Here is a 26,532-nt window from a genome sequence, read left to right as displayed (position 1 = left end):
AGCAATACTAATGACACTACCTTTATCTCAAAACCACGCACCAATTGAGCTTTCAGATAATGAAAAACTGGTGGTTGCTATAGTCTGGCACGATAAACAGCTCTCTCGTGGTGAAATTACAACTCGAGTCCCCTTTACTCAACAGTCGACGCATCGCATTGTTGAAGCGTTGCTAGAGAAAAAGGTGCTAGTCCTTGGTGATCCTATAGCAAAAGGGCGCGGAAAACCAAGCCCCTCCGTTCGTATCAACGCGAGGCAGTACTACTCCCTAGGCTTGAGCTTCATTAAAGGTAAAGGGATTTATCTTCGTATCTCAGATCTAACGGGTGAAGCGCCTCCCGAAACCCGATTAGCCATTGATAACCAGTACAGTGAGAAGGTATTTGAACAGCTTCATTTGGCAGTCAAACACCAGCTAGAAATGAACAATATTGAGATTGATCAAGTTCTTGGCATAGGTGTCGCTTTACCCAGCTATCGACAGAAGGGTAATGGTGAAGACGAGGTCTTTGAAGCGTTCGGCAATTGGCCAAAGCTTGATTATGCCACAGTACTTAGCCAGCAATTCTCACTTCCAGTATGGGTCGATAATAGCGCCAACTGTTCGGCTATTGCAGAGTTGATGCTGGGTCGAGGGAAAGAGTTTGATAGCTTTGTCTATCTCTCTTTTGGCTATGGCTACGGTAGTGGTTTGGTATGGCGTAACGAGCTGATGTCTGGCGGTTTAGGTAATGCAGGGCAAATCGGTAGAACCTTCACCTCAGATGAAAGGCCTTATCGTCCTGCTATGGCTAACTTGGTTCAATACCTCAGTGACCACAACGTTGACGTAAACGAAGATCTTGAACAAGTCGCTGCCAAAAATATGCCACTGGTCGTCAACTGGTATCAAGAGGTGGAACCAATGCTAATTCGATCCTTACGATCATTCTTGGGTGTCTTTGACCCGAGCGCCGTTGTTATTGGTGGTCACGCTCCTAACTCAGTAAAGCAGTTGTTTGAGATAACTATTAACAAGGTGATCGGCGAGCAGATATTAGTGGGTTACCCAACACCTGAACTCTACTACTCAAGCATAGCTATCGAAGGGGAAGCGAAAGGCGCCTCACTGTTACCAATTAAAAAGATCTTAATGGTCGGCTCACAATAGAGTCATCAATGGGTTCGGTGATTTGCGCAAATTGATTCACTACTGCCCTTCTAAAAATAGCCTAGAGCAGCTTAGATAGCTGCTCTCTTTTTCGCCCGTTATTCTGAGATAACCACTTTCATGAAACCAAACGCTTTTTCAGTAAGCTCCCTAAACGCACTCTCTTTAGCTAGCCTAGCTTGGGGGCTGCTCACCGTATACATCGTCACAGTGGCTCCCTATATTGCGAACATTTTTGATATCAGTCTTTCCGCTGCATTAACGGTTAGTCTACTCTATTTCTCACCAAGGCTACTGGTTAGCATTCCAACAGCGAGGTTAATTCGCGCATTCGGATACCTAGTGGTACACCGATTATCAACACTACTTGTTGCGTTTTTTTTTGGTCTATTTGTCTTCTCTATTGCCATTGAGCAATTTTGGTTGCTACTCTGCTCGACCTTTTTCCTAGGTAGTGCTGCGTGTGCCTGCCAAGTGGTCGGATTCCCACTGATTTCGCTAACTGGAGACAGCACCAAAAGCACACAGCGTCAGCGTTATGCATCGGCGTGGAACGGATTGGGTAACGTGATTGCACCCCTATTAATCGGTGCGTCTATCTGGATAGCTCCAATTGTAGGATCTGATTCTATTTTGATTAGCACGGTGATTGCGGGCGGCCTTATCACTTCATATATGGTGGTTCTTTTTATAATCTCCTGCCAAACTGAGTTCTCAATTCAACGTTCTGATGCTTCATATACGTCACCTCAAGGGAACAATAACTACAGGCAATTGCTCACAAACGGTGGATTTTTGCTTAGTCTAGTGATGTTGTTATTCGGTTGGGGGCTAGAGTCCGGAATGGGCACCATGGTGGTCGCTGTATTCCAAGACGAGAGTATTGCCAATAGGCTGCTTGGTTATGAAGTCATAGCCACGAGCCTTTACTGGGTTTTTATCTTCTTTGGCCGATTATTTATTAGTCGCTTTGGAAAAAACTGGAGTGCGGAATCGGTCATCAGCCTGTTCTCAATGATGGGCATAGTGATAACCAGCCTATTTTTAGTGCTAGAACTGCCTTTTATTGCGCTTTTAGTTACCCTCCTGGGTTTGTGCCACGCTGGCCTCTATCCAAACCTTTATGCGCTCTCGCTAAATAAATCTGGCCCTCATTTATCACAGGCTGGAGCTTTAATAACAATGTGTTCAATTGGTAATGCTATTATTCCATTAAGTCAGTCTTTTCTTGTTGAAGCAATAGGGCTAAAGTTTAGCTTTGTTCTACCACTAACCCTCTATACAAGTATTTTTTTCTTCATTAATTACTCCAACCTCACTAAAGAAAGGCCTTTAATAACTTAGGTTTTAGCTGCTTGATATAGGAAAGTGCCACACTTCGGAGCAGAACTCTGGAGTAGTCAAAATTAATAGGGGAAAACAAAGCCACCCTATTAAAGTTCATTTTGTTGTGGTCAACAAATTCCGGACACTGATTTAAGCCGATTTTCGGCATTAACCGGCGACAGCCCATCATTAACTTGGTGCGGCCGTTATCGGTTGTAATAGTCCTGTAGTGGATTAGCAAATCTGGCCACAGAGTTAGAGCTCTAGACATGAGGAAAAGTAAGCCAAAATGCAGACTCTTCAAATCATGGTCAATCGTGTTCTGGCTTGCTTTGGGGCAAAGGTGCGTTGCACAACAATAACCATCTGACTTGAGTTGAGGGCAACCTTCCCTTAATGAAAGCTCGAACTACTATCCGCTTTAGGAGTGCGCTTTAACGTACTTCTTAACTTTTTTCATCGCCATTTGACGCTTGAGTGGTGAAAGGTAATCAATAAACAAGTTACCAGATAGATGATCAATTTCATGCTGCATGACAACAGCTAAAAATTCATCACTCTCAACCGTAATTGAGTTTCCCTCACGATCTAAAGCAGAGACGGTAACAGAAGAAAATCGCTCAACATCAGCATAATAGTCCGGAACTGACAAGCAACCTTCTTGACCCAAAGCTTTATCAGAGCCGTCAATCACCTCTGGGTTAACAAGAATCAATGGCTGGTCTCTACTTTCTGACAAATCGATAACAACAACAGCCTCTTTCCGACCGACTTGAGTTGATGCCAAACCGATACCATTTTCAGTCGCATATAATGTGTCTAGCATATCGTTGATTAACGTTTGCACAGAAGAAATGTCTGTTACCTTCTGGGCTTTAATTTTTAGCTTAGGATTTGGTGCGGTTAGAATGTTTAAAACTGCCATTTTTGCCTTTCTACATATAGAGGTGTGGTTTCAATACGGCCGCGTGCCGCTTTTTCGGGCGACATGATGCAACCTTTATGCATTCAGTTCAACATGTAACTTGCTGAGTGCCCTACCAACAATTACTACTGTTCTATAGGGTTTTACTTCCGTGTCAGTTGAGATAAACCAGTTTTGTAGGTCAAGACTGGCTGATGGCATCTACTCTAAGAAAGAATGGGGCATAAATGCGTTAGCACAATTACCCTAAAATGCCTGCGTTAGATTTTATCACGCCCTTATGGAAAAGGAGCTCAATAATGAACTCCTTTTCAAACTAGCATCACCAAAGCGCAACAGTTTACCGGTGTTGACCATTCTTAAAACGCATAGAGAAAAAGCTTGATCAGTTAATGTCTTGCACATTCATAACCAAGGTATTCCAATTGCGTTGGTTTTCAATATCGTGTTCCAAACCCTGTTCATCAGCAATGGTGAAGCGTTTTACGGCTGCTGTTTTGCTGGTGGCTTGGTAGAGCCAATAAGCTTCGGCTTTGAGTGCTTCATCGATAGGTTTATCTATGGATTCATACACCATTTGTTTACAGGCATTAATAGATTCAGCAGGAAATTTGGAGATACGTTTTGCTAAGGTATCGACATACTCGCCGATTTCATCTGGCTCCAATGCCTTATTGATTGTGCCGTAGGCTTCGGCTTCATCAGCATCAAAGTCTCGCGCGCTCAAGATGATTTCTAGAGCTCGGCCTAAACCTACTTGCCTAGCCATACGAGAAGCGCCACCGCCACAAGGCAGAATTCCCATACCCACCTCCATTTGCATGAACTTAAACTTGCCACGGGCGGCAAACCGCATGTCACAAGCAAGGGCAAATTCATGACCACCACCACGTGCAAACCCTTCTAATTTGGCGATAGTCGCTTGAGGGAGTTTACTGATGCGTTCGAGCACTGATTGAAGGTCTAGTAGTTTTGCCTCTTCTCTAGAAACTGCCTCTGTAGACATTTCTTTCAATAGATTTGTGTCGTAGTGGCAGACCCAAATCTCAGGGTTAGCAGATTGGAATACCACCACTTTAACTTCTCTGTCTCGCTCAAGCCTTAGAGCTAATCCATTGAGGTCGGCAAGCATCTCCTGACCTTGTACATTCACAGGGCCGAAGTCAAAAGTGATAGTTAGGATTCCATCTTCTTTCTTTGCGGTAAAGGTTGTGTAGCCGTCATAAGCCATGGTGTTGCTCCTTAAAAATTGGGCTGAACAGAAATTAAACGTTCAACCCAACTCTATGCAGAGTCCCTTCAGGCAACAATATGTACTTTTTCACAACAGTATTAAGGAAAACTAAATAATCAATCTTGAATTTTCTGCTTAGGACCATCGATGTGGATTATTAAAGAATGCTTAATTCTCTTTCATGTAATGCTTGAAGATGACTGAGGTGAATTTGTCTAGACTCTAAGGCTAGACACAAGATCAGCGTTAGCTTGATGAAAGATAATTGCAAAGGTGAGAGTAAATGAAAGCAACAATCGTACGTGAATATGGTGGTGTGGAAGCATTTGAAGTAGCAGAAGTGCCTAAACCAGAAATTAAAGCTGGTGAGGTATTGGTTCGTGTAGCTGCAACGAGTGTCAATACCGTCGACATGATGATACGAGAAATGGGCGAAGGTCTTCCTTTCTCTCCTAAAACGCCTGCTATTTTAGGTATGGACTTTGCTGGTACGATTGAAGCAGTAGGTGAGGGTGTATCTGACTTTGCTGTTGGTGATGAGGTATATGGTTGTGCAGGTGGCTTAGGTGAACTTCAAGGTACGCTGGCCGAGTTTATGCCTGCCGATTCCAAATTGATTGCTCATAAACCTAAAAACCTTTCAATGCGTGAAGCGGCCGCCATTCCCCTTGCTGGTATCACCGCATATGAAGGCCTAGTTCGTGCAGGAACAGGTGCAGGCCAGAAAGTCTTAGTACACGGTGGTTCTGGTGGCGTTGGTCACTTAGCACTACAGCTCGCAAAACACATGGGGGCAGATGTTTTTGCTACAGGTCGTGCGGGCGAGCAAGCGCAACTGATGGAGAAACTTGGTGCAACGGCGATTGACTTCACCTCTGAAACAGTTGAAGACTATGTAGCCAAGCATACTCAAGGTGCAGGGTTTGACGTCGTTTATGACTCTGTTGGTGGAGAAAACTTAAAAAACTCCATGGATGCAGCAGCGCTGAACGGCCAAATAGCGACAACGGTTTCACTATTGGAGTTAGATTTGAGCACGGCGCACTTTAAAGGTTTGTCATTACATGTGGTGTTTATGCTGATTCCAATGATTCACAACTTCAAACGTGAAGAGCACGGACAGATCTTGGCAGAACTAGCCAAGGTTGCTGAAGCGGGTGCGCTGACTCCCGTTGTTGATCCTAAAACCTTCGACCTTAGCCAAGCGGGTGATGCACACGCGCATTTAGCCTCAGGCAAGGCGATTGGCAAGGTTGTGATCAGCGTTATCTAAGCCTCGCACAAGCTCCGCTTCTCTTCAATAAGGCTCACTTTTCTAAGTGAGCCTTATTTATGTCCAAAATTAGCGTATATTTACCTTTATCAAGAAGCAGATGCTGAATCAAAGCAGGCCAATTAAGTGAATATAGAGCACCTCAAATTGTTCGTCCGTGTGGCGTCTACTCATAATATTAGTCAAGCAGGTCAAGAACTTGGTCTGTCCGCTCCCGTTGCCAGCATGCACATTAATCGCTTAGAAGATAGTGTAGGTGCCCGCTTAATTCATCGCACTACTCGTAAGGTTTCTTTGACTGAGGAAGGCGAGGTTTTTTTGCCTCATGCTGAAGAGCTACTGTTAGGCGTTGATGCAGCGCTAGCGTCAGTGGGTAAGGGAGCAGAAAGGCCGCAAGGTACGCTGCGAGTTACTGCCCCCGCTTCGTTCGGTCGTATGCACTTGATGCCCGCTTTGAAGGGGTTTCTTAAAGAGAACCCTGACTTATCTGTCGATATTCAACTTACCGACTCTATGATCGATCTTATAGATGGTGGCTTTGATGTGGCGATTCGAGATGCAGAACTACAGGACTCTAGCCTAATAGCTAAGAAACTCGCGGTTGATGAACGCATTATGTGTGCCTCACCCGAGTACATTGAAAAGTATGGCCTACCTGAGAATCCTGAGTCGTTGCGCCAACATCAGTGTATTGGGCAATCCGGCCTTAAGATATGGACATTTGATACCCCGCAAGGACAGGTCAATATTAAGGGGACGGGTAGTATACGGGTTAATCATGGTGAGGCAGTCAGAGATGCATGCTTAGACGGGCTAGGTATCGCCAAGTGCGCTACATGGCTTGTGCATGAGAACCTCAAACGTGGTGAGTTGGTGCAAGTGCTCCAAGACTACCGCTTAGTTGATGGAGCGGCAATTTGGGTCGTTTACCCTAGCGCTCGCTTGGTTGCGCCAAAGGTGAGAGCTTTCGTTGATTACTTCTCTCAGTATTATGGAAAACCGCCATACTGGTCATTAGAGCTAAACCAATGAGTAAAGTGAAGATAAAAGTTTGTATTGCTCTTTTGGCCGCCTATGTATTGGCTTGGGTGCTGATTATCCTAGTTCCTACTATGGGCTTTGAGCCGCAACAAAGCGACCTGTATACCTCGTATCTATTGATAGCAGAAGAGGTGTTGCTGCTGGCGTGCGTCATCATTATCGGGCCCATGTTCATCATGGACATGAAGTCTAAATTGATGGGGAGTGACCCGAATAATAAGTAGTAACAGCTATTATCCCTCGATAACGATTAATCATTTTTGTTGCGAATGCATTGAATTATCGAGTGCTGATGCTACTGCCATCAATTCTGTAACCCACGCTCGCTAGGTCATGCTTGAAAGTTTGAGTCGTTAGATTTCCTGTGACATAAACGACTTCCCACATTCCTTTTATTTCTGCGAAATCTTCCATTACAACATGAATTAATTGATTTTGAGGTGGGGGAGGCACATGTATACATGCGCCGTAGAAAGGAACGAGCAAGAATTCTTTTACAGCCATGCTAGTGCCTTCAATTGGGATTACAAAGCCTGGGATTTTGACCATAGTGTTGTTGAGTTCATTACGGACCGTACCTACCAATGTTTGCTCTGCGGTTTCAGTGGATGTTTCGTCATGATTATTCATGTTCATTTGTTGCTTTACAGATAACATGACCTGTTCTTTTTCATGTTCAGGGACTAGATCTAACCACTTTAAATCTAGGATCTCTGCTTGCACTGAAAAAGAAAGAAATAGAAATATCAGTTTGATGATTTTCATTAAAATACTCACAAAAGGAGCAGAAAAACTGCTCCTTGGATAGTGCTAAATAAAGGGGTTACTCAACGTTCAGGTAGATTGGACTAGAGTAGAACCATAGGCTGTTGTAATTGTCTTCATTAGACGCACCTGAGGCTCTTCTAAAATCGACATTTGGATTGCCATCACGATCCATTCGCTCACTGTTTAGTTCGATATCAGTGCCACGGATTCGGAAGTACATGTCTTTGTCTACATTTTCAATTGTGTGGGTTAGGGTATAGTAACCGTCGTCATCAATTTGATAGTCATCAATCATAAAGCGGTGATGCAGGCGTGTGGTGCGGTTGTATGCCAGTGAATACTCAAGTGTACCTGGCTTAGCAGGCTCTACCATTTCACCGCCAATCAGGTCGATATGATCAACTACAGGAGCATCAATGCTGTGCTCATCAGTGTAGGGATTGCCCTCTGATGGTTTGAAGCGGATCGTCAACTCTACATCTTCTCCCTTTTGAGTGTATAGGGAGTCACCCATCATTTGTTTGTCGTACTTAGACTCAGCATAGTAATTAAGGTCTTCAATTAAGTTGCCATACATAGCAACGGTTTTGCCTGAACAAACAGCCTGCATTATGTTTGGTACATTAGCCTCCTGTTGTTCATCTAACCAAACTAGAGTTTTATTGTATTGACCTGGGGCGTAGGCATCATGGAAATCAGAGTTTGATGTCAGGTAAATTTTATGACCCTCTGCAAGCAATGCATCCCATTCACCACCCAATTCGTTGACCGAGTAATCAACACCACCATAGACAAAGGCTCGAATATTTCCGTTGTACTTATCGTATTCGTATTCCGCCCTTAGGTCTGTTGCTTGGTTACCAGGAAGACCTTCATAGGCACACATTAGTCCAGGTGCTGCATTCAAAATGTCGCGATAATCAGAGACAGTGTAATTATCACCCTTTCGGTTAGGGTGGTTGAACTGAACCAGCCCCTGCCCAGTTGGTATGTTTGCCTTTAACCACTTAATGGCTTCTAGGCCTTCGGTTGATGTGTCAAAACGTTCGCCTTCATCTAGCCATTTAGCAACATCTTCAGCAGGGTAATAGCTCTCAGAGTAGTCTTGAGCGTAAAACTCAAACTGTCGCATAAAGTCGATGCTTTTATCAGAATTGGGCTCGTCATCAAACATCCAAACGTTTGTGTGTTCGAAGTTGTCATTGTTCCACTCGGTGCCAGCAATAATGACCTTTCCTTGATCTAGGTATTTATCGAAGTGCTGAAGTTGATATTTCTTAATGGCGTCGAATACAGGTAGTGGTGTGTCATGCTGTATGTTCTGGTCATCACGATGGGTGAGCCTTAAGTGATCGGAAAGGAATACGAAGTCTAAATCGTGAACTTCAAAGGCGCGTCTTAAGCCTTCATCGACTGGAGTATGAGCATCCTCAGAAACAGCGGTATGTACGTGAAAATCACCAGCAAGGAAGCGGCCATTTTTCAGTTCAGGCTTAGATTCAGGAGGTACTGGGCCTGGTTGCCCAGGGAGAATAGGAAGAGTTGGGATATCGGTGGAACTATTGTCACTGCTAGAGCTATTACAACCTGCTATCGCAAATGCGCAACTTAATGCCAAGGTAGTCATTTTATAAGTATTCATTTTCATCTAACTCATTGTTTAAGAATGTAAAAAGTCATTAGTATTTCTTCGGTCCATTCTAGGTATCAAGATGAAGGTAAAACGCGATATTGATGAAGGTTTAAAGTCAGAAGAGCTTTTTAGCGAGGGTTTGAACGTTAGTAATACCAGTGGTTTCTACATGTAAGATAAGATTTTAAATGATTGGTATGTAACGAAAATACTCATGTACAAAAACATTATGGAAGTTTGTATGCTCTTTGGTAGGAATAGCTCTTAAACAACAGGTTCAAGAGCTATCAGAAACTGCTATCGGTTTACGGCTTGTCATAGCCGGAATATCTAACCCCAGAAAGCAAAGCCATTTCTCTATGCCAAGTCGCAAGATCCTTTTTGTTGAAATCACTGAGTTTATGGTGACCACAGGCTCTAGCCATTACTTGCATTAGTTCTACTGAGGCATTGAAGAAGTTATGTAGTTGCTTGGAAGACTTATCAACGTTGAGCCTTTGTCTTAAGTCGGCTTTTTGCGTGGCAATGCCTGCTGGACAATTGTTGGTGTTACACATTCGAGCCGCCACACAACCGATGGATTGCATCGCGCTATTTGAAATAGCAACGCCATCCGCTCCAAGGGCCATGGCTTTGACAAAGTCCATAGGCACGCGAATTCCACCAGTGATGATCAGCGTGACTTTGCCACTCATACCTTGCTCATCCAGATAGCGACGAGCTCGAGCGAGCGCCGGAATGGTAGGCACACTAATATGATCGCGGAACATCTCTGGGGCCGCGCCAGTACCACCGCCTCTCCCGTCTAAAATGATGTAATCGGCACTGGCATCAAGGGCAAACTGTATGTCCTCTTCTATATGGTTAGCACTGAGTTTAAAACCAATTGGAATTCCGCCGGTTATCTCACGCACTCGGTTGGCAAAGGCTTTAAAGTCTTCAGCAGTATTCAGGTCTTTAAAGGTGGGGGGTGAGATAGCAGGCTCACCCTCAGGTATGCCACGCACCTCGGAGATCTTCCCTGTGTTTTTATTTCCGGGTAGGTGACCACCTGTTCCTGTTTTAGCGCCTTGCCCACCTTTAAAGTGGAAGGCTTGAACCCCTTTTAGGAGTTCTTCTTTGTAGCCAAATTGAGCACTAGCCAACTCATAGAAGTAGCGTGAGTTAGCCGCTTTTTCCTCAGGTAACATGCCTCCTTCGCCAGAGCAAATACCCGTACCAGCAAGTTCAGCGCCAGTAGCTAGGGCAATTTTTGCTTCTTCTGATAAGGCACCAAAACTCATATCCGAAACAAACAGTGGAATTTTCAGTTTCAGAGGCTTTTTGGCTTGCGGACCAATAACCAACTCTGTGGCTACTGGCACTCCCTCCATCAAGGGTTTTGTTGCCATTTGTGCGACCATTATTTGCAAGTCATCCCAGTGCGGAAGAAGATGACGAGGTACGCCCATTGATGTCATTGGGCCATGGTGACCCAGTTTGGATAGACCATCTCTTGCCAGTTGGTGAATGAACTCAACGGTTGGCTCTTCGGTCGTTGCCACAGCAATGGGGATCTCCGATTGCTGTACTTGAACACCCGGTCCTTCCTTACCAACCTGTTCAGCGGTGAATTGCTTGTGAGAGCCATCGCAAAATGGTGCATTTGCAGTGTGCTTGCACTGGCATAGATAGCCATCGCCACTTTCTTCTGCTGTAAAGCTCTTTGGCTTGAAACCTGTACCCGCATGAGAGCCGTCACAGAAAGGCTGATTCTTAGAACGCCCACAGGTGCAGAAATAGTATTCTTCACCCTTAGTAAGTTCGACTTTTTTTGGTTTGTTGTCAGCAACTACAGGTTTGTTCATCACTCCACCAATTGATAGGCCATTGAATACCTAATAGCTTAGTTCGCCAGTGTAGCACTGCCCAGAAATCAGCGAGATCACGTGTGACAATGCCATTAGCGCTAGCGCAGATTAAACAACTCAGCATGAAAGCGGTTCTCGGGAACTCCCATGCTTACTAGCCCACTAGATAATTTATGACTAAAGCTCGCAGGGCCACAAAAGCAAACCTCGACATCGAGATCATTACAGGTCTCTATTATTTGTTTACTGCTGAGTAGTTGGCCCTTGCCCGCATCAACGATGTGTAATTCAACAAAACTAAGATGCGAAAGAAGGGTAAGGATTTCTTTGTGGAAGAACGCCTCTTTTGATGAATTTACACAGTAGAATAACCAGACTTTCTTTGGTGCTGATGACTGCCGTGTTCTCTTGAGCCAGTATAAATGGGATAAAAATGGCACAATCCCAATCCCAGCGCCCACCCAGACTTGTTGCTGAGCCTTTGGTATATGAAAAGAGCCATAGCCACCTTCAACGGTCACTGTCTGGCCTTGCGACAATGAGTTCACCATTTTAGAGGTGTAATCACCCAGATTCTTAACGCCAAACACTATAGTGTTGGTCTCTGAATTAAAATCGAGTATTGAGAATGGATGAGGTGATTCGCCGTCGTGAAAATCTAGGTAGGCAAATTGCCCTTCTCGATAATGTAATTCTGATTGCAAGCGAACCGGAAAACGAATCACGAGATTGTTACCATGGTTATCTGTAAATCTCTCAACGTTACCAACCGTTCCTTGCACCTTATTTTGTTTTCCTATCTGGCCGGTCAGCGAGATCCCTGCACATATGACACCGATTATTGATATGACAAAAATCGCGAGATTCATAGGCATTGCTGCTGTATTCCAATCGAGCAGAAACACTGCGTGGAAAACTCCAGCAATCATTAGTAATCCACCCACTTTATGAGTAAACCGAAATCGGGTGTAGCTGATGGCTTGAATTAGACTGATTAGGCAAAAGATTAGAAAGAGCTTAAAAGATACATCGCCAACTTGCTCGGCTAAAGCACGCCAATTAATGCCCACAATTTCAGGTCTTGGTCCTCGGTTTGGTCTAGTAAGCATTCCCGACATCACCAGCCATTTCGCACTTTGTATGATCAACCAGTGCAGACATAAAGCGACCAGCGCTCCGATACCAAGGTGCTTATGTAGTCGATAGCTTTTATCTAGGCCATTGATTTTGCTTTCAATCCATCGAAAGCGTGCTGCCAATAGGACGGCAAAACCCATATAGCCCAAACCTAATAGTCCGGTATACATAGTCAATTGATGACGCCAAAAGAAGAAGTTAGTAGGGTTGTCCCAATCAATCACCAATAGACTAGGCAACCACAATATCGTCAGTACCAATGTGAATCTAAGCATACACACCAACCTAATATAACCTTACTAAATACAAGGTTATATTAGGTGCTGTAATTTTAAGCATAAAGAGCATTTACACAGCTTTACCTAGAGTCATCTTTTGTATCTTACTTACTCCATGTAGACAGTAGGTAAAGTCCTTATGGTTCGCGCTAAAACTCAGTCTGTCTGCAAATTACACGCAATAGGCCAGGTGAGGGGACGCTGTTATTTACTATTCTTGTATAAACGTGAAATTTCTTCATATAGCTGTTGAGCAGCTTTCACTACCAATTGCTCTACTGCTCGTATTCAATGTGATATATCCAAGTAGAGTTGTATGGAAGCAAAAAGATGACAGACGTAATCATCCTAGATGGTGGCATGGGACGCGAACTAAAACGCATTGGCGCGCCTTTTACTCAGCCACAATGGAGTGCTCAAGCACTTATCGAATCTCCAAACCATGTTGAGCAGGCTCATCGTGGTTTTATTGAGGCGGGTGCCCAAATAATCACGGTAAACAGCTATGCGTGTGTGCCATTTCATTTAGGCGAAGCCTTGTATCAAGAGCGAGGCGCAGAGCTAGCGCGCACGGCTGCAAAGCTTGCAAGAGAAGCGGTAAATAAAAGTAATCAGAACGTTGTTATTGCAGGTTCTATTCCTCCTGCATTAGGTAGCTACCGCCCTGATCTATTTGAACCAGTAAAGGTAAAAGAGATCACTCAAACTCTATTTGAGGCACAAGAAGAGTATGTTGATTTGTGGCTAGCTGAAACCGTAGCGAGTATTGCCGAGTTTGAAGCCATCAACCAAGTGTTATCTCAAACCGAAAAACCTTGTCACTACGCATTTACCTTGCAAGATGACGTGACTGATATTCCCAAGTTACGCTCCGGAGAAACGGTTCAAGAAGCGACGATAAAACTCTGCCAGTCTGGGGCTAGTGGCATCTTTTTCAATTGTTCAATTCCTGAAGTGATGGAACAAGCAATCGCTGAAGCTAAAGCCATTATTGATGCTCAAGATATTGATGTGGTGATAGGAGTATTTTCCAACAGTTTCACGCCTATTGGTGCCACCCATGAAGCTAATGACACCATTCAATCTATGCGTGAACTCTCTCCCCAAGACTATCTCGAATTTGCCAAACAATGGCATCAAGCTGGGGCCACTATCATTGGTGGCTGTTGCGGGATCTACCCTTCACATATTAAAGCCCTGGCTGAGTGGAGAGACAGCAAATGAGAAACCTAAACTATGGACTAGCAATTCCTGCGGTGGTGATGGTGATTACTTTACTATTTGTCTCGTCTTTGTTTCCAGCGCAGTCACAGGCGATGGCTGGTGGGGCAATGACCTTTGTGACTAACTGGTTTGGCTGGTTAGTTCAGATTGCAAGTTTGGCACTGGTAGCATTCCTGTTTTGGCTCGCCTTTTCTAAATATGGCGATATCAAGTTGGGCGAAGAGGACCCTGAGTACAGCAATTTTACTTATGGCGGCATGATTTTTACCGCAGGTGTAGGCGCTTCCTTGATTTATTGGGGAATTGGCGAACCTATGTATTATCTGCAATCCCCACCTTTGTTTGCTGAGGCGAATAGTTTCTCTGCAGCCGCGTGGGCGGTGACGTATTCTATTTTTCATTGGGGCATTACAGGGTGGGCGATATATTGTTTCCCAGCTATCCCTTTTGCATACGCGTTTTACGTAAAGAAGCAGCGCACACTAAAACTATCCACCCTGTGTGAATCTGTGGTTGGTACCAATCCGGTCGTTGCCAAGGCGATAGATTTGCTGGCTATCTTTGGCACCTTGGCAGCCTTTGCTAGCTCGTTATCGCTGACAGTGACACTGCTTAGTACGGGTGCTTCCAAGCTACTGGGCATAGAAAATGGATTGCTTTTGCAGGGCGGCATCATTTTGTTGTTTGTCGCCGTATTGATGTGCGTGATGCTGGTGGGCTTTAATCGAGGGATCAGCAAGGTATCTGATTACACCGTGTTGATGGCCATTGGTTTTGCACTGTTTGTATTGTTCTCATCCAACGCACAGTTTGTACTCAACAACTTCACCGACTCTATTGGCGTGATGCTTGATAGTTTTTTCAGAATGTCGTTGTGGACTGATCCAGTTCAGCAAAGCGGCTTCCCACAAAGTTGGACTCAGTACTACTGGTTCTGGTATTACGCTTACCTCATCATGATGGGCTTGTTTATCACACGCATATCGCGCGGACGTACTATTCGCCAAGTAATCTTGTGTACCATCTCTATGGGCTCACTTGGATGCGCCTTCTTTATCTCAGTTTTTGGTGGCTATGCAGTATGGGCTCAAATGCTAGGGGGGTTCCCAGTCCAGCAATGGATGAGTGATGGTGGGTTAACTTATGCAGTGGTTTCTCTTATCGAGACACTACCAGCAAACTCGCTGGTTCTGGGCATATTTTTGCTGATTCAGTTCTTCCTAATGCTAACCACTATGTCTAGTGCCAGTGTGGCAACAGCAATGCTGACGACTAACCGATTGGAGCTCAATGGCGACCCTGACAACAAGGTAAAACTACTATGGGCCGGCGCTATCGCGATCATCAGCTTTAGCGTGTTCTTAGCCGGTGGTGGAATCAATACCATCAAGTCACTGTGTGTTGTGGCTGGACTACCTATGATGTTCATCTATGCCATACTTGTTAAGCATTTGATGCAAGAACTTGGTGCAATTCAGGTAGCGAGCAAACAAGAAGACACAATGTCATTGCAGAAAGTTGCGACTGAATATTCCTAAGATTTTGCCAGTGTTATCAATGCCAAGAGGGGCTTTATAAAAGAGACAAAGATTACTCATTAAACTCATAGGCAAGGACAGCACTATGGCTTATTACTCTGTACTTGAAGTGACACCCACTACCGATGCTTGGATTGCCGACTACATCGCACCAACCTATGCTGCGGTGGCTAAACATGGTGGCAAATATTTGGCTCGAACGGGCAGCCATGAACGCTTGGAAGGTAAGGGGGAGGATCCTGCACTGCGAGTTATTATTGAGTGGCCTTCTAAACAAGCTGCACAGGCTTTCATGACCGAACCTGATTATGTTCCTCACTTCAAGGCCCGCAGTGAGGGCTCGATCAGTCATCATTTCTTAATTGAAGGAACCGATGACTTAGCCTAAAAAAACAAAGCCCCTAATAGGGGCTTTGTGTCATTCAATTACAGGTTGTAGATGCCTTCGACTGGTGATTTTTGGTAGTCCGGCTTTTGCGACATTTCACGCAAGCCTTGGAAGGTTTTATAAGGCTGTGAAATAGCCACTTTATTGACTAACCAAGCAGGTAAACTACCACCAGGTTCGGTGAACACTTGATAGGTAACGCGTGTTTCCTTTTCACTGATAGGCGTAAATACCCAAGTGCTATGCAAGGTTTCTATACGCACCTTGTTCTTAGTGCGAGGCAATTCATCTGGAACCGCTTGTTGTTTGATAGTCACAGCTAAGGTTTCAGGGTCTTGGCTAATGTGGTTATGAACAACGGAGTCTCTATCGGCTACAGGCCAAGGCGCTTTAGTCATAGCGTAGGTTACGTTATCCATGTTCGAGCTTGCTTTCACTAGGCGCATTTCATCGACATTCTCGACCCAAGTGGTACCCACATCCACATCGTTAAAAACGGCCATTAGCGTCGTTAGGTCTGACTCAACGGTCATCTCAGCTCTAAACGCTTTAAAGCTACTACCCTCGATACTGCGGTTGTAGACAGTAATACCGTGGCTGTTTTTTACTTCTTTCCAGCTGGTCGTGTCAGCAAAAGCGTTGAAGGACAGTGTTGCAACAAGCAGTGCAATCACGTTTTTGATGTTCATTGTGGCAAACTCCTATTTTTCCAAACCACACGGTTTAACTTTTGTAATCGCCAAGCATTGAGCGCAAGAAAACCATTCATGCTAATGCCAAAGGGAACGAATATCGCATGACGAATAGGTACAGAGAGCTCCCTAACTAGCCCTGTGAAAGTACCAAGCAGGACAAGGCTCGTAATCAGGTTTATCCCGAGCACTAAAGTACTAATCTGTGAAGGTGTTTGTTGATACTGAAGTAGCGATACAATTAGCAATGTTGGTGCCATCCAAGCGATCCACTGACACTTAACCCAATACCAAGTTGCTAGCGGTAAGGTTTCCGCTTTCACAATTCGGTTCATGTTTTTTGAGAAGCCCTGCCAAATTTCATTGGCACTGGTGTACATGCGGGTGCGCATCAGAGAGTCTGCAAATGCCCAGAAAATACGAAAGCCACGCTGTTTCATTTTCTTGGCAAACGCCAAGTCTTCGGAAACATCGCTTTTAACGAGTTCATGCCCATTAACAGCCCGGTAGCTTTCTGCCTTAAACAACATAGCTTGACCGTTAGCAATAGCTTCTTGCTGTGTCGGGTCATTAGAAGCGACAAAATCCATCGAGTTGGCTGTAGAGAGGAAGATCCCAGGTAGTAGAGATTTTTCACCCTTTGATACCATCACTTGCTGAGGATTAAATGACAGCATCTCGATATCTCGAGCCTGCGTAAAGTCGATAACACTCTTGATCATATGTGGTGAAGAGTGTGTATCAGCGTCAATGAAAAACAGGTAATCACCCGTCGCGTGAGTCGCTCCCCACATGCAGGCGTTACTTTTTCCTAGCCATCCTTTTGGAAGCGCTCTTCCTTGAATGCATTGCGCTGAAAACTCAGACTGAGCCATCAATCCTTCGGCAATTTCTTTAGTGCCATCATCAGAAAAATCATCAATAACAATGATTTCTAGCTTATCGGAGGGGTAGTCTTGTTGAAGTACGCTTCCAAGTGAACCGGTGATATTTTCGGCTTCATTGCGCGCAGGGATAATGATTGAAACCTTAGGCCAATCGTTTCTATCTTGTGTAGAGTCGGGAATGTGGATGCGCTGTTTAGCAAGTCGAAGTAACCTGAAAATAAACACCGCAACCGTCAGTAAACAAAAGACTGACAGAATAAGTAGTAACATGAAATAACCTTTAAGCACCCTAAAATTTAAGCGGCTCCAAGTTTGAAAAACAGTTGCTTATCTTGGCATCCATGCAGCAAAAAAGACGGTGCAGATACGCTATCAAGTTATGTGATGTGGTTCTAACTTTTACTGTCTGTTATTTTCATTTGCTTACAGTTTTATTGTTGGTAGGGGGGGAGGGTTACCCAATCTCTTGTCTAAGTTGGTTTAAATACTGACGCATGAAGATGACCCGCTTATTGGCTTCTTTTATTGCCGATTTGGTATTCATGGTTTCAGGTAGCTTGAACAGCTTTTCAAAGAAGTGATCAACCGCATAGGCTTTGTCGTCTAATTCGCGCTGTTCGGCGAATGGATCAACTGGCGAGTAGAGCGCAGCGTTGAAACTGTTGCTTACTTGGATGCAGCGGGCAATGCCAATAGCACCAAGTGAATCGAGTCTATCAGCATCCTGTACGACTTGGGCTTCTATGGTTTTGGGTGGGATATTGGCGCTATAGCTATGTGCGCTGATGGCGTGGTAAATATCTTCGTAAGTGTCGGTAGGGTATTTAATAGAGGCAAGAAATTGCACCGCTTTATCTGCTGCTAATTGAGAGCTAAGGTGCCGCTCTGGATGGTCTTTAGGAAAAGAAAAGCAGTCATGGAGATAGGCCGCAGGTAATACAACCCAAAGGTTTGCTTTTTCTTGTTGAGCCAGAAGCTTAGCGGTAACCACGACTCGTTGCACATGGCTCAGATCATGGGCAGCATCGGTTTTCATCTCTTTTCGGATGAAAGATTCGAATTGCTCCTCAAAGTCAGTGGGTAGTTTCATTTAACATGCTCTATTCAATCGGGAAAACCTTCTCAAAATACTCTAGCACTATTTCAGAATCTTCATTGAAACTAACACTGATCTCTTTGGCGTATTCTGAGAAAAAGTGGGTGTGTTCTTTCTGCCACCATTCAAAACTGCCATCACCTTCTCCCTCTAACGCAGCAAACTCCGCATCAATCTCCTTGAAGGGCCTGGTCTCAACCTTATGGGTTTTAATAATGCAGACAGGGTTTTGAGACCAATCCAATACGATAGTGAGATCACTTTGTTTCGGAAGGGGAACATTCTCCTTGTCATAACCAACTTTCAAGCTACACGTCGCGCGCTTCTTTCCCTTGGCGACTAATTGAGCACATTCGTTGGCATTGAATTCATCGGCGCAGAAGTGATCAGCGTTGATCGTGCCTATGCTTTGTCGCTGTGCATCATTGAGTGTCGCGAGATATTTATTAAGCAGAGTATCGTGTTTGTTCGGCATAGTTGAGCTCTCAAAAGTAATCTACAACTAGCTTATCTAGCCAGTGACAGTTGAACAGCTTGATTGCAATTTTTAGTGAAGTGTATTTCGGTTTTATACTCTTTTTTCAGTATGTTATGTGACCTGTGCACGATTGAAACCTGATAGTAACCAGTATAGATTGAGCTAATGACAATGTGCTGGTTTGCCAGCTTACAGTCGCACTAAACTATCACTGCTATGATGAACAGATTGGCTTACGACTTTGCACACGAACGAGGAATGCGATGCTGGAAATTAAAATGCTAGACATGTTTCTTTTGTTAATGGAAACACGTTCTACTTCTGCTGCGGCCAAACGCAGTGGTTTTTCACAGTCCTACGTATCCAAAATCTTAGCGCAGTTAAGAGAAGAGCTAGAAGATCCTCTGTTCATTCGAGATGAAAATGGATTTAGTCCGACCGCTTATGCGATTGAGATAGAGCCAAGGGTGAGCGAAGCACTGGACGCTTTGACTAAGGCTGTACAACCAACAGTCTTCTCTGCAAAGAACATAGAAAGAATTACCATTCATATGATGGAGCCTTATATCATTGCTTATGGCAGAGACGTCATAAGTGCTATTCGCCAACACACCAATGCGCACATTGAGTTATTGCAATGGAATAAACAGAGTGAGCAGTTGATCCTTGATGGAGCTGTTGATATTGGTGTCACAACAATGAATGGTCGAAACCAAGCATTTCATGAGCAATACTTGCACTCGGGTACAGGGAGCATTATTGGTCACGAGAGTGGTGAGTTTGTGAAATACCTTGTTCCTGGATTCAATGATTACACCAATTTGTATCAGCAGCTAGCCCCGAGACTTGAGCCAACCATTGTGGTGGATAACCAAGTGCTACTCACACAGTTAATGGATGAGTATCAGACGTTGCGCTATCGAGTTTGTGATCCCGCCAAAGCCCCAAAAATAAAGCTAGATATGGCGCTAGTGACAAAATCTGCGACGAGACGAAGCGCTAAAATGAAATGGCTTACAACGCTATTGCATCCCATTATTGCGCAGCCACGAACCGTATCTCACTTGTTTGATTAATCCTAAACCGTCCCTCAATCACTAATAGTGATAGTTGCTATTCCTGTGCTACGCAGGAGCCTAGCTTTAGACTTAGCTCAAATGTTAAGCAAAGTTAAGGTGGCAATGTGAAGAAAGCAATTCTGATTTTAGTAGCGCTTAGTTTAGTTATTGGGGCGCTAGGTTCAGTGGCATTGACCGAAGGTGGTCAACTTATCAATATGCCTCGTGATTGGGTGTTTACCTTGTTTCAATACAAGGGAATGCTGACCGTTTCTATGCTGCTACTTGCTATCTCAGTGCTTTTCTTGTCCATCCGTAACAAGATATTCAGTAAGTTAGTATTGTCACTATATGCTATTTCAATTCTTGGTTGTACTTTCCTGATTAACTGGTTTGCTCCTGATTTTTGGTTGCGCTCACAGCAGCACAACGCAAGCTTTATGTCGGTAGAAGAAGCGGACCTGCGCTTGAAGTCAAGTGACGACGTTTTTGTACTTGAGATTGATGGTGATGCGCGTGCTTATCCAAGAGATTGGATGCAATTGCCACATATTGCGGGTGATGTTGTTGGTGGCCAAGATACAGTGATGACCTACTGCGCTCTAAGTAATTTGCCACTAGCGTTTAACCCAAACATGAACGGCCAACCGACAGATTTTAAGATCATTGCGCAGGTTCATAACAACCTTATTTTTACTGACCGTAATAGTGGTGAGTTGATTCAGCAAGTGACCGCGACTGCAGAATACAGTCAAAGCGAACTCGAGCAATACCCAGTTCAGCGTATGCCTTGGGAATCGTTTAAAGCGTTGTATCCAGAAGGTGAAGTGTTTAATTATGAACCGTTTTTGTATGACCATGCTACGTTAATGCTGTTTGATAAGGCGATGGAACCGCACTACGCTGGCGAGCCAATGTTCCCAACCTTGAGCCTAGAAGACGACAGATTACCAACGGGCGAGCAAATTTGGGGTATTCATGTAAACGATGAATCCTTAGCTGTGTCAGCAAACGATTTTGCCGATAAAACACAGTTTGTTGTTGAGTTATCAGATCAGAAAATTCTTTTTGTGAATTATGACGAGTATCAAACAGTAGCAGCATATTTTGTTGATGATAGTCGCGACTGGGAAGTAACAGAGGTTGACCCGTACGGTTCATACGATATGGGTAAGCTTGAGCGCGCTAACTTATATTCAGGAATGCCGTGGATGATCTGGAGTCACTGGTTCCCACAAACGCAATTAGTCAATTAAACATCCAATTATTTAATAACAATTCGTCCTTGTCTTTCTACTCTAGTTTAAGAGGTAGTTATGAGTACTATTTTAAATTCAAATGTTGTCAATAATAATTTCAACGGAAAAGAAATTAAAAGAATGCATATTATGGCAAAACCAATTGGTGCTGTATGTAATATCGATTGTAATTACTGTTACTATTTAAGCAAGCAGGGACTATTAGATTATAAAAAGGGTTGCTCTCCAGAAATTGAGGATGAAACATTAGAGCATTATATTCGCAATTATATTACTTCTCAAAATGCACCACAGATCATATTTTCTTGGCAAGGTGGAGAGCCTACTTTGTTGGGTGTGGATTTCTTTGAAAGAGTGGTTGCACTGCAAGATAAATATTGCCCAAACAATGTTGAAATCCTAAATGACTTACAAACCAACGGTACGCTCATTGACGATAAGTGGTGTCAGTTTCTTAAACGCAACAACTTTCTTGTAGGTCTTAGTATTGATGGCCCGCAGATGCTGCACGACAGTTACCGAACTAATAAATCAGGACGAGGAACGTTCAACAAAGTGATGAAAACCGTGGATTTGTTTCACAAGCATCAGATCCAATTTACCACGCTGACGTGTGTGAACAACTTGACCAGTCGTAACCCATTAGAAGTGTATCGATTTTTGCGCGACGAAGTGCGTTCGCCAATGATGCAGTTCATTCCAATAGTAGAGAAGAGAGACTTTAGAGAGTTTGCTCCAGACTCAACAAATAACAACTTGCTCATTCCAAAGCAAGGCGATAAATCGTTGATTCCAGGTAATTCACGCTCGATTGTAGAGCCTTGGTGCGTCAGTGATGTGGCATGGGGTAACTTCTTGATAGCCATCTTTGATGAGTGGTACCAAAAAGACATTGGCCGCGTTCATATTCAGTATTTTGAAGCGATCCTTCAAGCGTGGTCTGGTCGTCAAAACCCAATGTGCACATTAGGTCCTGTCTGCGGTAAGGGCATGGCTATGGAGCCCAACGGTGACGTCTATACGTGTGACCATTTTGTTTATCCAGAATATAAGACTGGCAGTATTCTAGAAGATGATCTCGAGACCTTGGCCTACAGCAGCAAGCAAGCGATGTTTGGGCTAGATAAAATCAACCAGTTACCGAAAAAGTGCCAACAGTGTGATTATCAGTTTGCTTGCTTTGGTGAGTGCCCTAAAAACCGATTCATAAAGACTGAAAATGGCGAAGCGGGCTTAAATTATTTATGTGCAGGTTGGCATAAATTCTTTAGTCATGCTGATAAAGATTTCTCTCAAATACTCCGAACCCTCAAGCAACCTGTAGCAAATGGTAAATATACACACGTATAGCCATTAGCTTTAATAATTTAAATTAAAAATAGAATAGAACGCTAGTCGCAAATGGAATAGCCACTATCACTTAAATTAACAAGCTCTAAATGCCATTATTACATTGGCTCTAATATCTGGTGATATTATTAAGGGAATATTATATATCACTTCAATATTAAATTTTAATTCAAAGTAGGTATATACATGACTATTTTAACCAACAGGCGACTGAGTAACTTTAAATTGTTACCACTCGCGTTATCCATACTTCCGTTGGCAGTATCGGCTAACTCAAACGTCGTGCATGACGCAGAGTACTATATTCTTGAAGCCCAAAATGGAAAGGTTTGGGAAGTTGAAGACAAGGATCTGGACGCGAAGCTTGCGGAGTTAGAAAAGGAATATGGAACACCTCCCAATATTGTTCACTTTATGTGGGATGACCAGCCCATGGGGGCAATCGGCGTACCTGCTATTCAACAAGCGCGAGGATATGAGACGCCAAATCTAAACCAAATGGCAGATGAGGGGATGCTGTTCAGTCGTATGTACACAGAGCCATCTTGTACACCAACTCGAGCCGCTGCTCTAACAGGGCAGCACCCTATCCGAAACGGCATGTACCGAGTCGGCTTCCCTGTTGAGTATCATGGTATTTCAGAAGAGTCAGTCACCACGGCGAATATCTTGTCCGAAGCAGGATACGCAACAGGCTTCTTTGGTAAAGCACACCTTGGTGATATCGAAGAGTCTTATATGCACAACCAAGGTTTTGATGTGGCTTTTGCCGCCATTTACAACCAAGTCGCAAGTATTTGGAATGAGCAAGGTGAAGCTGCCAATGCCACGCTAGGCTTTAAGGAGTCAGTCCTAGCGCCAGATCCTTATCACTTAGATGATACCTATATGAGTGATGACATTGTTCTTTTCTATGAAGGGCATAAAGGGGAAGAAGCGAAGGAGTGGTGTGGTGTCTCGCTAGATTGTTATAACCAGTTTGATAAAGAAGCAGAGCGAAGAGCGTTGCAGTTTATTGAAACCAATGCGGCAGCGAAACAGCCGTTCTATGTTGCTTGGTGGCCACAATGGGTGTCTTTTATTCCTGAGCAGAAGAAGTCATCTCGCCAGCGAGGTATCGTCGGTGATGCGTATCAAAATAATCTAGACCCTTCGGCAGGTGCTTTGATGGAGACGCTGAAAAAAGCGGGCATTGAAGAGAATACCTTGGTGATTGCTATGGCAGATAATGGGCCAATGACACACAACCCTCCAGCGGGGCTAGGTATGGGTGAAGGCCTGTTCCGAGGTGGTAAAGGCGACTTTACTGAGGGCGGAGTTCGAGTAACCGCTCAAGCTTGGTGGCCAGGAATGATAGAACCAGGACAAACAGTTGGAGATATTATCCATGTGACCGACCTTTACACTACGTTTGCTCGACTAGGTAAAGCGACACAAAACATTCCAGATGACAGAGTGATTGATGGTATCGATCAGACCTCGTTGCTACTCAATGGTGATACTCATGGACGTCGAGATTATGTTCATATTTATTCGGGAGATAAACTAGGCGCCACGGTTAAGAAACACTACAAGATGCACTGGATCAACACCGACCCTACCGCATCAAGTGGTATTGGCTCGACCTATTATGACTTGCTCAATGACCCAAGAGAGCAATCGCCATTGTTGGTTAATATGGTCATGCACGGCAGATCGTTTACTCGAATGAGAGAGCGCCACGAAATGATGATGGAGAAATATCCAAATAAGAAAGCAGGGCATGGGCCAGCCTACACAGGCATGGAACTATTGAACCCTGATACTAAGAAACTCAGTGAGCCACTTATTTTCATTGAGTAATATAGAAAAGGGATCAGCCAAGCTGATCCCTTCTTATTTCTGTCTCGCTTTAGGCGTTTGCATACTTAAAGCGACAAGCTCGTTTTGATTGTTATTTCGCTAGTTCTTCGCCATAGATATCAAAGCTGAAGTACTTAGCTGCAATCTTGTCGTAGGTACCGTTTGCACGGATCTCAGCGATTGCTTTGTTAAACTTCTCTGCTAATTCTTTGTCTTGCTGACGCAGTGCCAATGCTGTGCCTTCACCAATGTAAGCTTTATCAGTCACCGCCTCACCCTTAAACTCAAATCCTTGGCCAATCTCTTTGTCCAAGAAAGCCAGCGCTAGCTGATCAGAGTTGCCAAATGTGGCATCCAAGCGACCATTTTGCATATCGATATACACTTCATCTTGACCGCCATAACGCTTGATATCAGCAATCTTGCCAAATTTGTCAGTCACGTAACGGTCGTGAATAGTGCCTTGTTGAACACCAATAACTTTACCTTTCAACCCATCTTCATCAATAGCGAAATTGCTATCAGAGTTGGCAACAAATCGCGCCGGAGTTTGGTAGTACTTGTCGGTAAATAGAATGCGTTTTTTACGTTCTTCAGTGATACGCATTGACGCCATAATAACGTCTGATTTACGTGCTAATAGACTTGGGATTAATGAATCCCAGCCTTGCGAAACCCAAGTGCACTTAAGCTCAGCTTGCTCGCACAATGCATCTGCAATCTCAATATCAAAACCAACAGGCGTGCCTTCGGCATTTTTGTAGTTAAAAGGCGGATAAGTAAAATCTGATGCCAAACGCACCTCTTTTGCCATTGCTGTAACTGATCCAAGTGACGCAACGAAAGTAAGTGCAAGTAGGAGTTTTTTCATTCTTAATTCCCTTTTAGAGCGATGAAAATGAGTATTGGTTGATAAGTTCGGCGACTTCTTGCATCGACTCTGGTGAACCTATCGTGATTCTGACACAGTTCTTTAATGCAGGCTCATGAGATTGGTTACGAGTAACTACTCCTTGCTCCTTTAAATAATCAAAAAGCTCTGCGTCAGCGTGTGTGCGAATTAGCACAAAGTTGGTAGATGATGGATAGATATGTTCTATCCAATCTATGTTTTGAATGGCGTCAACAAAGCGTTGCCTTGTTTGAATAATACTGTGAGTGTTACTCATTGCAATATCGATGCCCTCAGCAGATAGGGCTTCTAGTACTATCTTGGCCGAGCAATCTGGCATTGGATACGGGGGAATAAGCTTCATCACATATTCCATCACTTCTTGTGCAGCAAGAATAAACCCGCAACGCACAGCAGCTAAGCCAAATGCCTTTGATAGAGTGCGGATCACGACCAAATTAGGGTATTGTTCAATCAGATTGGCAACGGTTTCTGCTAGTTCGAATTCGATATAGGCTTCATCAACGACAACAATGGCTTCTTGCTGAGTGCCCTCAAGAACACGGATGATATCATCGCGAGAAAGCAGGTTACCCGTTGGATTATTTGGTGAACACAAGAACACAATTTTTGCTTGAGATGCCTGTTTGATGATCGCTTCAACATCAAGGTTAAAAGCTTCCCCTTTTAGCGGAATATCAATAGTCTCAATGGCCAATGCGTCGGCACAAAATTCATACATGGCGTAAGTTGGAGAGCTGATTAATATCTTATCTTTGCCCGGCTGACAGAAGGTTCGGATCAGAAGATCAATCGCTTCGTCTGCACCACGAACGGCCACTGCAGGAACCTCGGTTTGGCAATACTCTTGATAAGCTTGCGCGATATCATGGGGTAAAAAATCAGGATATCGATTGTAGTCAGAAGCATGCTCACCATAGTGAACACCTTGTTCCAGTTCATTTGCATTAAGCCAAAGGCGGCCTGAACCGCCAATACGGCGCGCTGATTGATATGGTATTAATTTTTTTATGCTCTCAGGCGCTAATTTTGAAGCCAGTGACGTCATTAGTATTATCTCTTTTTGAATGCTAAATCATTTTTTGTGCTTAATGATTTATTTATTGACTGTCTATGTGATTAATCTAATCAAAAAACTTTTGTGTAAGAATCGAAATAAAGACATACTAGCCATGCAAATAATTCATGGATA

At 43.9% G+C, this 26,532-nt stretch carries 24 protein-coding genes; 12 read left to right on the top strand and 12 right to left on the bottom strand.

The features are described from left to right. The first annotated feature begins 10 nt into the window (after nt 1–10). Entirely contained in the window at nt 11–1,150 is a 1,140-nt protein-coding gene (locus OCU46_RS16280; protein ID WP_141270588.1) for an ROK family protein, read from the top strand. A 120-nt stretch (nt 1,151–1,270) separates the two neighbouring features. After that, entirely contained in the window at nt 1,271–2,494 is a 1,224-nt protein-coding gene (locus OCU46_RS16275) for an MFS transporter (protein ID WP_141270589.1), read from the top strand. Between the two features lie 403 nt (nt 2,495–2,897). On the opposite strand, the gene def is transcribed toward OCU46_RS16275, so the two are convergent. After that, nucleotides 2,898–3,401 carry a peptide deformylase gene (def, locus tag OCU46_RS16270; protein WP_141270590.1) on the bottom strand — a complete coding sequence of 168 codons (504 nt, stop codon included), beginning with the start codon at nt 3,399–3,401 and terminating at the stop codon, nt 2,898–2,900. Between the two features lie 385 nt (nt 3,402–3,786). Next, the gene (locus OCU46_RS16265) at nt 3,787–4,632 is read right to left on the bottom strand and encodes an enoyl-CoA hydratase/isomerase family protein (RefSeq protein ID WP_141270591.1); all 846 of its coding nucleotides are present in this window, start codon (nt 4,630–4,632) and stop codon (nt 3,787–3,789) included. Nucleotides 4,633–4,918: 286 nt separating this feature from the next. Here OCU46_RS16265 and OCU46_RS16260 point away from each other — a divergent pair, with 286 nt between their 5' ends. From OCU46_RS16260 to OCU46_RS16250, 3 genes are all read left to right on the top strand, one after another. Beyond that, complete coding sequence (locus OCU46_RS16260; protein ID WP_141270592.1) at nt 4,919–5,908, top strand: zinc-dependent alcohol dehydrogenase family protein; 990 nt, start codon at nt 4,919–4,921, stop codon at nt 5,906–5,908. Nucleotides 5,909–6,034: 126 nt separating this feature from the next. Beyond that, nucleotides 6,035–6,940, top strand: coding sequence for a LysR family transcriptional regulator (locus OCU46_RS16255; RefSeq protein ID WP_141270593.1), 906 nt, complete (start codon nt 6,035–6,037; stop codon nt 6,938–6,940). Continuing rightward, nucleotides 6,937–7,173: a hypothetical protein gene (locus OCU46_RS16250; protein ID WP_141270594.1), complete on the top strand. Its 237-nt coding sequence runs from the start codon at nt 6,937–6,939 to the stop codon at nt 7,171–7,173. The genes OCU46_RS16255 and OCU46_RS16250 overlap by 4 nt, the downstream gene beginning before the upstream one ends. Nucleotides 7,174–7,228: 55 nt before the next feature. Here OCU46_RS16250 and OCU46_RS16245 read toward each other — a convergent pair whose 3' ends face one another. The 4 genes from OCU46_RS16245 to OCU46_RS16230 all read right to left on the bottom strand — a co-directional run bounded on the left by OCU46_RS16245 (nt 7,229) and on the right by OCU46_RS16230 (nt 12,612). After that, nucleotides 7,229–7,714: a DUF3299 domain-containing protein gene (locus OCU46_RS16245; protein WP_141270595.1), complete on the bottom strand. Its 486-nt coding sequence runs from the start codon at nt 7,712–7,714 to the stop codon at nt 7,229–7,231. A 58-nt stretch (nt 7,715–7,772) separates the two neighbouring features. Continuing rightward, nucleotides 7,773–9,365 carry a CehA/McbA family metallohydrolase domain-containing protein gene (locus OCU46_RS16240; protein ID WP_141270596.1) on the bottom strand — a complete coding sequence of 531 codons (1,593 nt, stop codon included), beginning with the start codon at nt 9,363–9,365 and terminating at the stop codon, nt 7,773–7,775. A 290-nt stretch (nt 9,366–9,655) separates the two neighbouring features. Next, on the bottom strand, nt 9,656–11,197 hold the full coding sequence (locus tag OCU46_RS16235; RefSeq protein WP_141270597.1) for a glutamate synthase-related protein: 1,542 nt from the start codon (nt 11,195–11,197) through the stop codon (nt 9,656–9,658). 101 nt (nt 11,198–11,298) lie between these two features. Continuing rightward, nucleotides 11,299–12,612, bottom strand: a complete 1,314-nt coding sequence (locus OCU46_RS16230; protein WP_141270598.1) for a ferredoxin reductase family protein — start codon at nt 12,610–12,612, stop codon at nt 11,299–11,301. 333 nt (nt 12,613–12,945) lie between these two features. Here OCU46_RS16230 and OCU46_RS16225 point away from each other — a divergent pair, with 333 nt between their 5' ends. The 3 genes from OCU46_RS16225 to OCU46_RS16215 all read left to right on the top strand — a co-directional run bounded on the left by OCU46_RS16225 (nt 12,946) and on the right by OCU46_RS16215 (nt 15,765). Beyond that, the gene (locus tag OCU46_RS16225; RefSeq protein WP_141270599.1) at nt 12,946–13,839 is read left to right on the top strand and encodes a homocysteine S-methyltransferase family protein; all 894 of its coding nucleotides are present in this window, start codon (nt 12,946–12,948) and stop codon (nt 13,837–13,839) included. After that, entirely contained in the window at nt 13,836–15,377 is a 1,542-nt protein-coding gene (locus OCU46_RS16220) for a BCCT family transporter (protein ID WP_141270600.1), read from the top strand. The genes OCU46_RS16225 and OCU46_RS16220 overlap by 4 nt, the downstream gene beginning before the upstream one ends. 85 nt (nt 15,378–15,462) lie before the next feature. After that, nucleotides 15,463–15,765, top strand: coding sequence for a DUF1330 domain-containing protein (locus OCU46_RS16215; RefSeq protein ID WP_141270601.1), 303 nt, complete (start codon nt 15,463–15,465; stop codon nt 15,763–15,765). Between the two features lie 38 nt (nt 15,766–15,803). Here OCU46_RS16215 and OCU46_RS16210 read toward each other — a convergent pair whose 3' ends face one another. The 4 genes from OCU46_RS16210 to OCU46_RS16195 all read right to left on the bottom strand — a co-directional run bounded on the left by OCU46_RS16210 (nt 15,804) and on the right by OCU46_RS16195 (nt 18,915). Further along, nucleotides 15,804–16,454 carry an START domain-containing protein gene (locus OCU46_RS16210; RefSeq protein WP_141270602.1) on the bottom strand — a complete coding sequence of 217 codons (651 nt, stop codon included), beginning with the start codon at nt 16,452–16,454 and terminating at the stop codon, nt 15,804–15,806. Further along, a complete protein-coding gene (locus tag OCU46_RS16205) occupies nt 16,451–17,614 on the bottom strand; it encodes a glycosyltransferase family 2 protein (protein WP_141270603.1) in 1,164 nt (387 codons plus the stop codon). Before OCU46_RS16205 ends, OCU46_RS16210 begins: the two co-directional genes overlap by 4 nt. Nucleotides 17,615–17,798: 184 nt before the next feature. Further along, nucleotides 17,799–18,434 carry an HD domain-containing protein gene (locus OCU46_RS16200; RefSeq protein WP_141270604.1) on the bottom strand — a complete coding sequence of 212 codons (636 nt, stop codon included), beginning with the start codon at nt 18,432–18,434 and terminating at the stop codon, nt 17,799–17,801. A gap of 10 nt (nt 18,435–18,444) precedes the next feature. Beyond that, entirely contained in the window at nt 18,445–18,915 is a 471-nt protein-coding gene (locus OCU46_RS16195) for an ASCH domain-containing protein (protein WP_141270605.1), read from the bottom strand. Nucleotides 18,916–19,181: 266 nt separating this feature from the next. On the opposite strand from OCU46_RS16195, the gene OCU46_RS16190 reads away from it, so the two are divergent. The 4 genes from OCU46_RS16190 to OCU46_RS16175 all read left to right on the top strand — a co-directional run bounded on the left by OCU46_RS16190 (nt 19,182) and on the right by OCU46_RS16175 (nt 24,427). Next, nucleotides 19,182–19,994 carry a LysR family transcriptional regulator gene (locus tag OCU46_RS16190; protein ID WP_141270606.1) on the top strand — a complete coding sequence of 271 codons (813 nt, stop codon included), beginning with the start codon at nt 19,182–19,184 and terminating at the stop codon, nt 19,992–19,994. A 107-nt stretch (nt 19,995–20,101) separates the two neighbouring features. After that, the gene (locus OCU46_RS16185) at nt 20,102–21,232 is read left to right on the top strand and encodes a DUF3179 domain-containing (seleno)protein (protein WP_141270607.1); all 1,131 of its coding nucleotides are present in this window, start codon (nt 20,102–20,104) and stop codon (nt 21,230–21,232) included. Nucleotides 21,233–21,292: 60 nt separating this feature from the next. Further along, nucleotides 21,293–22,585, top strand: a complete 1,293-nt coding sequence (locus OCU46_RS16180) for an anaerobic sulfatase maturase (RefSeq protein ID WP_244311367.1) — start codon at nt 21,293–21,295, stop codon at nt 22,583–22,585. A 186-nt stretch (nt 22,586–22,771) separates the two neighbouring features. Next, the gene (locus OCU46_RS16175) at nt 22,772–24,427 is read left to right on the top strand and encodes a sulfatase-like hydrolase/transferase (RefSeq protein WP_141270609.1); all 1,656 of its coding nucleotides are present in this window, start codon (nt 22,772–22,774) and stop codon (nt 24,425–24,427) included. 91 nt (nt 24,428–24,518) lie between these two features. Here OCU46_RS16175 and OCU46_RS16170 read toward each other — a convergent pair whose 3' ends face one another. Next, entirely contained in the window at nt 24,519–25,298 is a 780-nt protein-coding gene (locus OCU46_RS16170; protein ID WP_141270610.1) for an ABC transporter substrate-binding protein, read from the bottom strand. Between the two features lie 13 nt (nt 25,299–25,311). After that, on the bottom strand, nt 25,312–26,388 hold the full coding sequence (hisC, locus tag OCU46_RS16165; RefSeq protein WP_141270611.1) for a histidinol-phosphate transaminase: 1,077 nt from the start codon (nt 26,386–26,388) through the stop codon (nt 25,312–25,314). Between the last annotated feature and the right edge of the window lie 144 nt (nt 26,389–26,532).

This window comes from Vibrio comitans (genome assembly GCA_024346835.1).
GTDB classification, from domain to species: Bacteria; Pseudomonadota; Gammaproteobacteria; order Enterobacterales; family Vibrionaceae; genus Vibrio; species Vibrio comitans.
The sequence above is the reverse complement of the archived record's forward strand: the minus strand, read 5'-3'. Positions and strand labels throughout refer to the sequence as shown.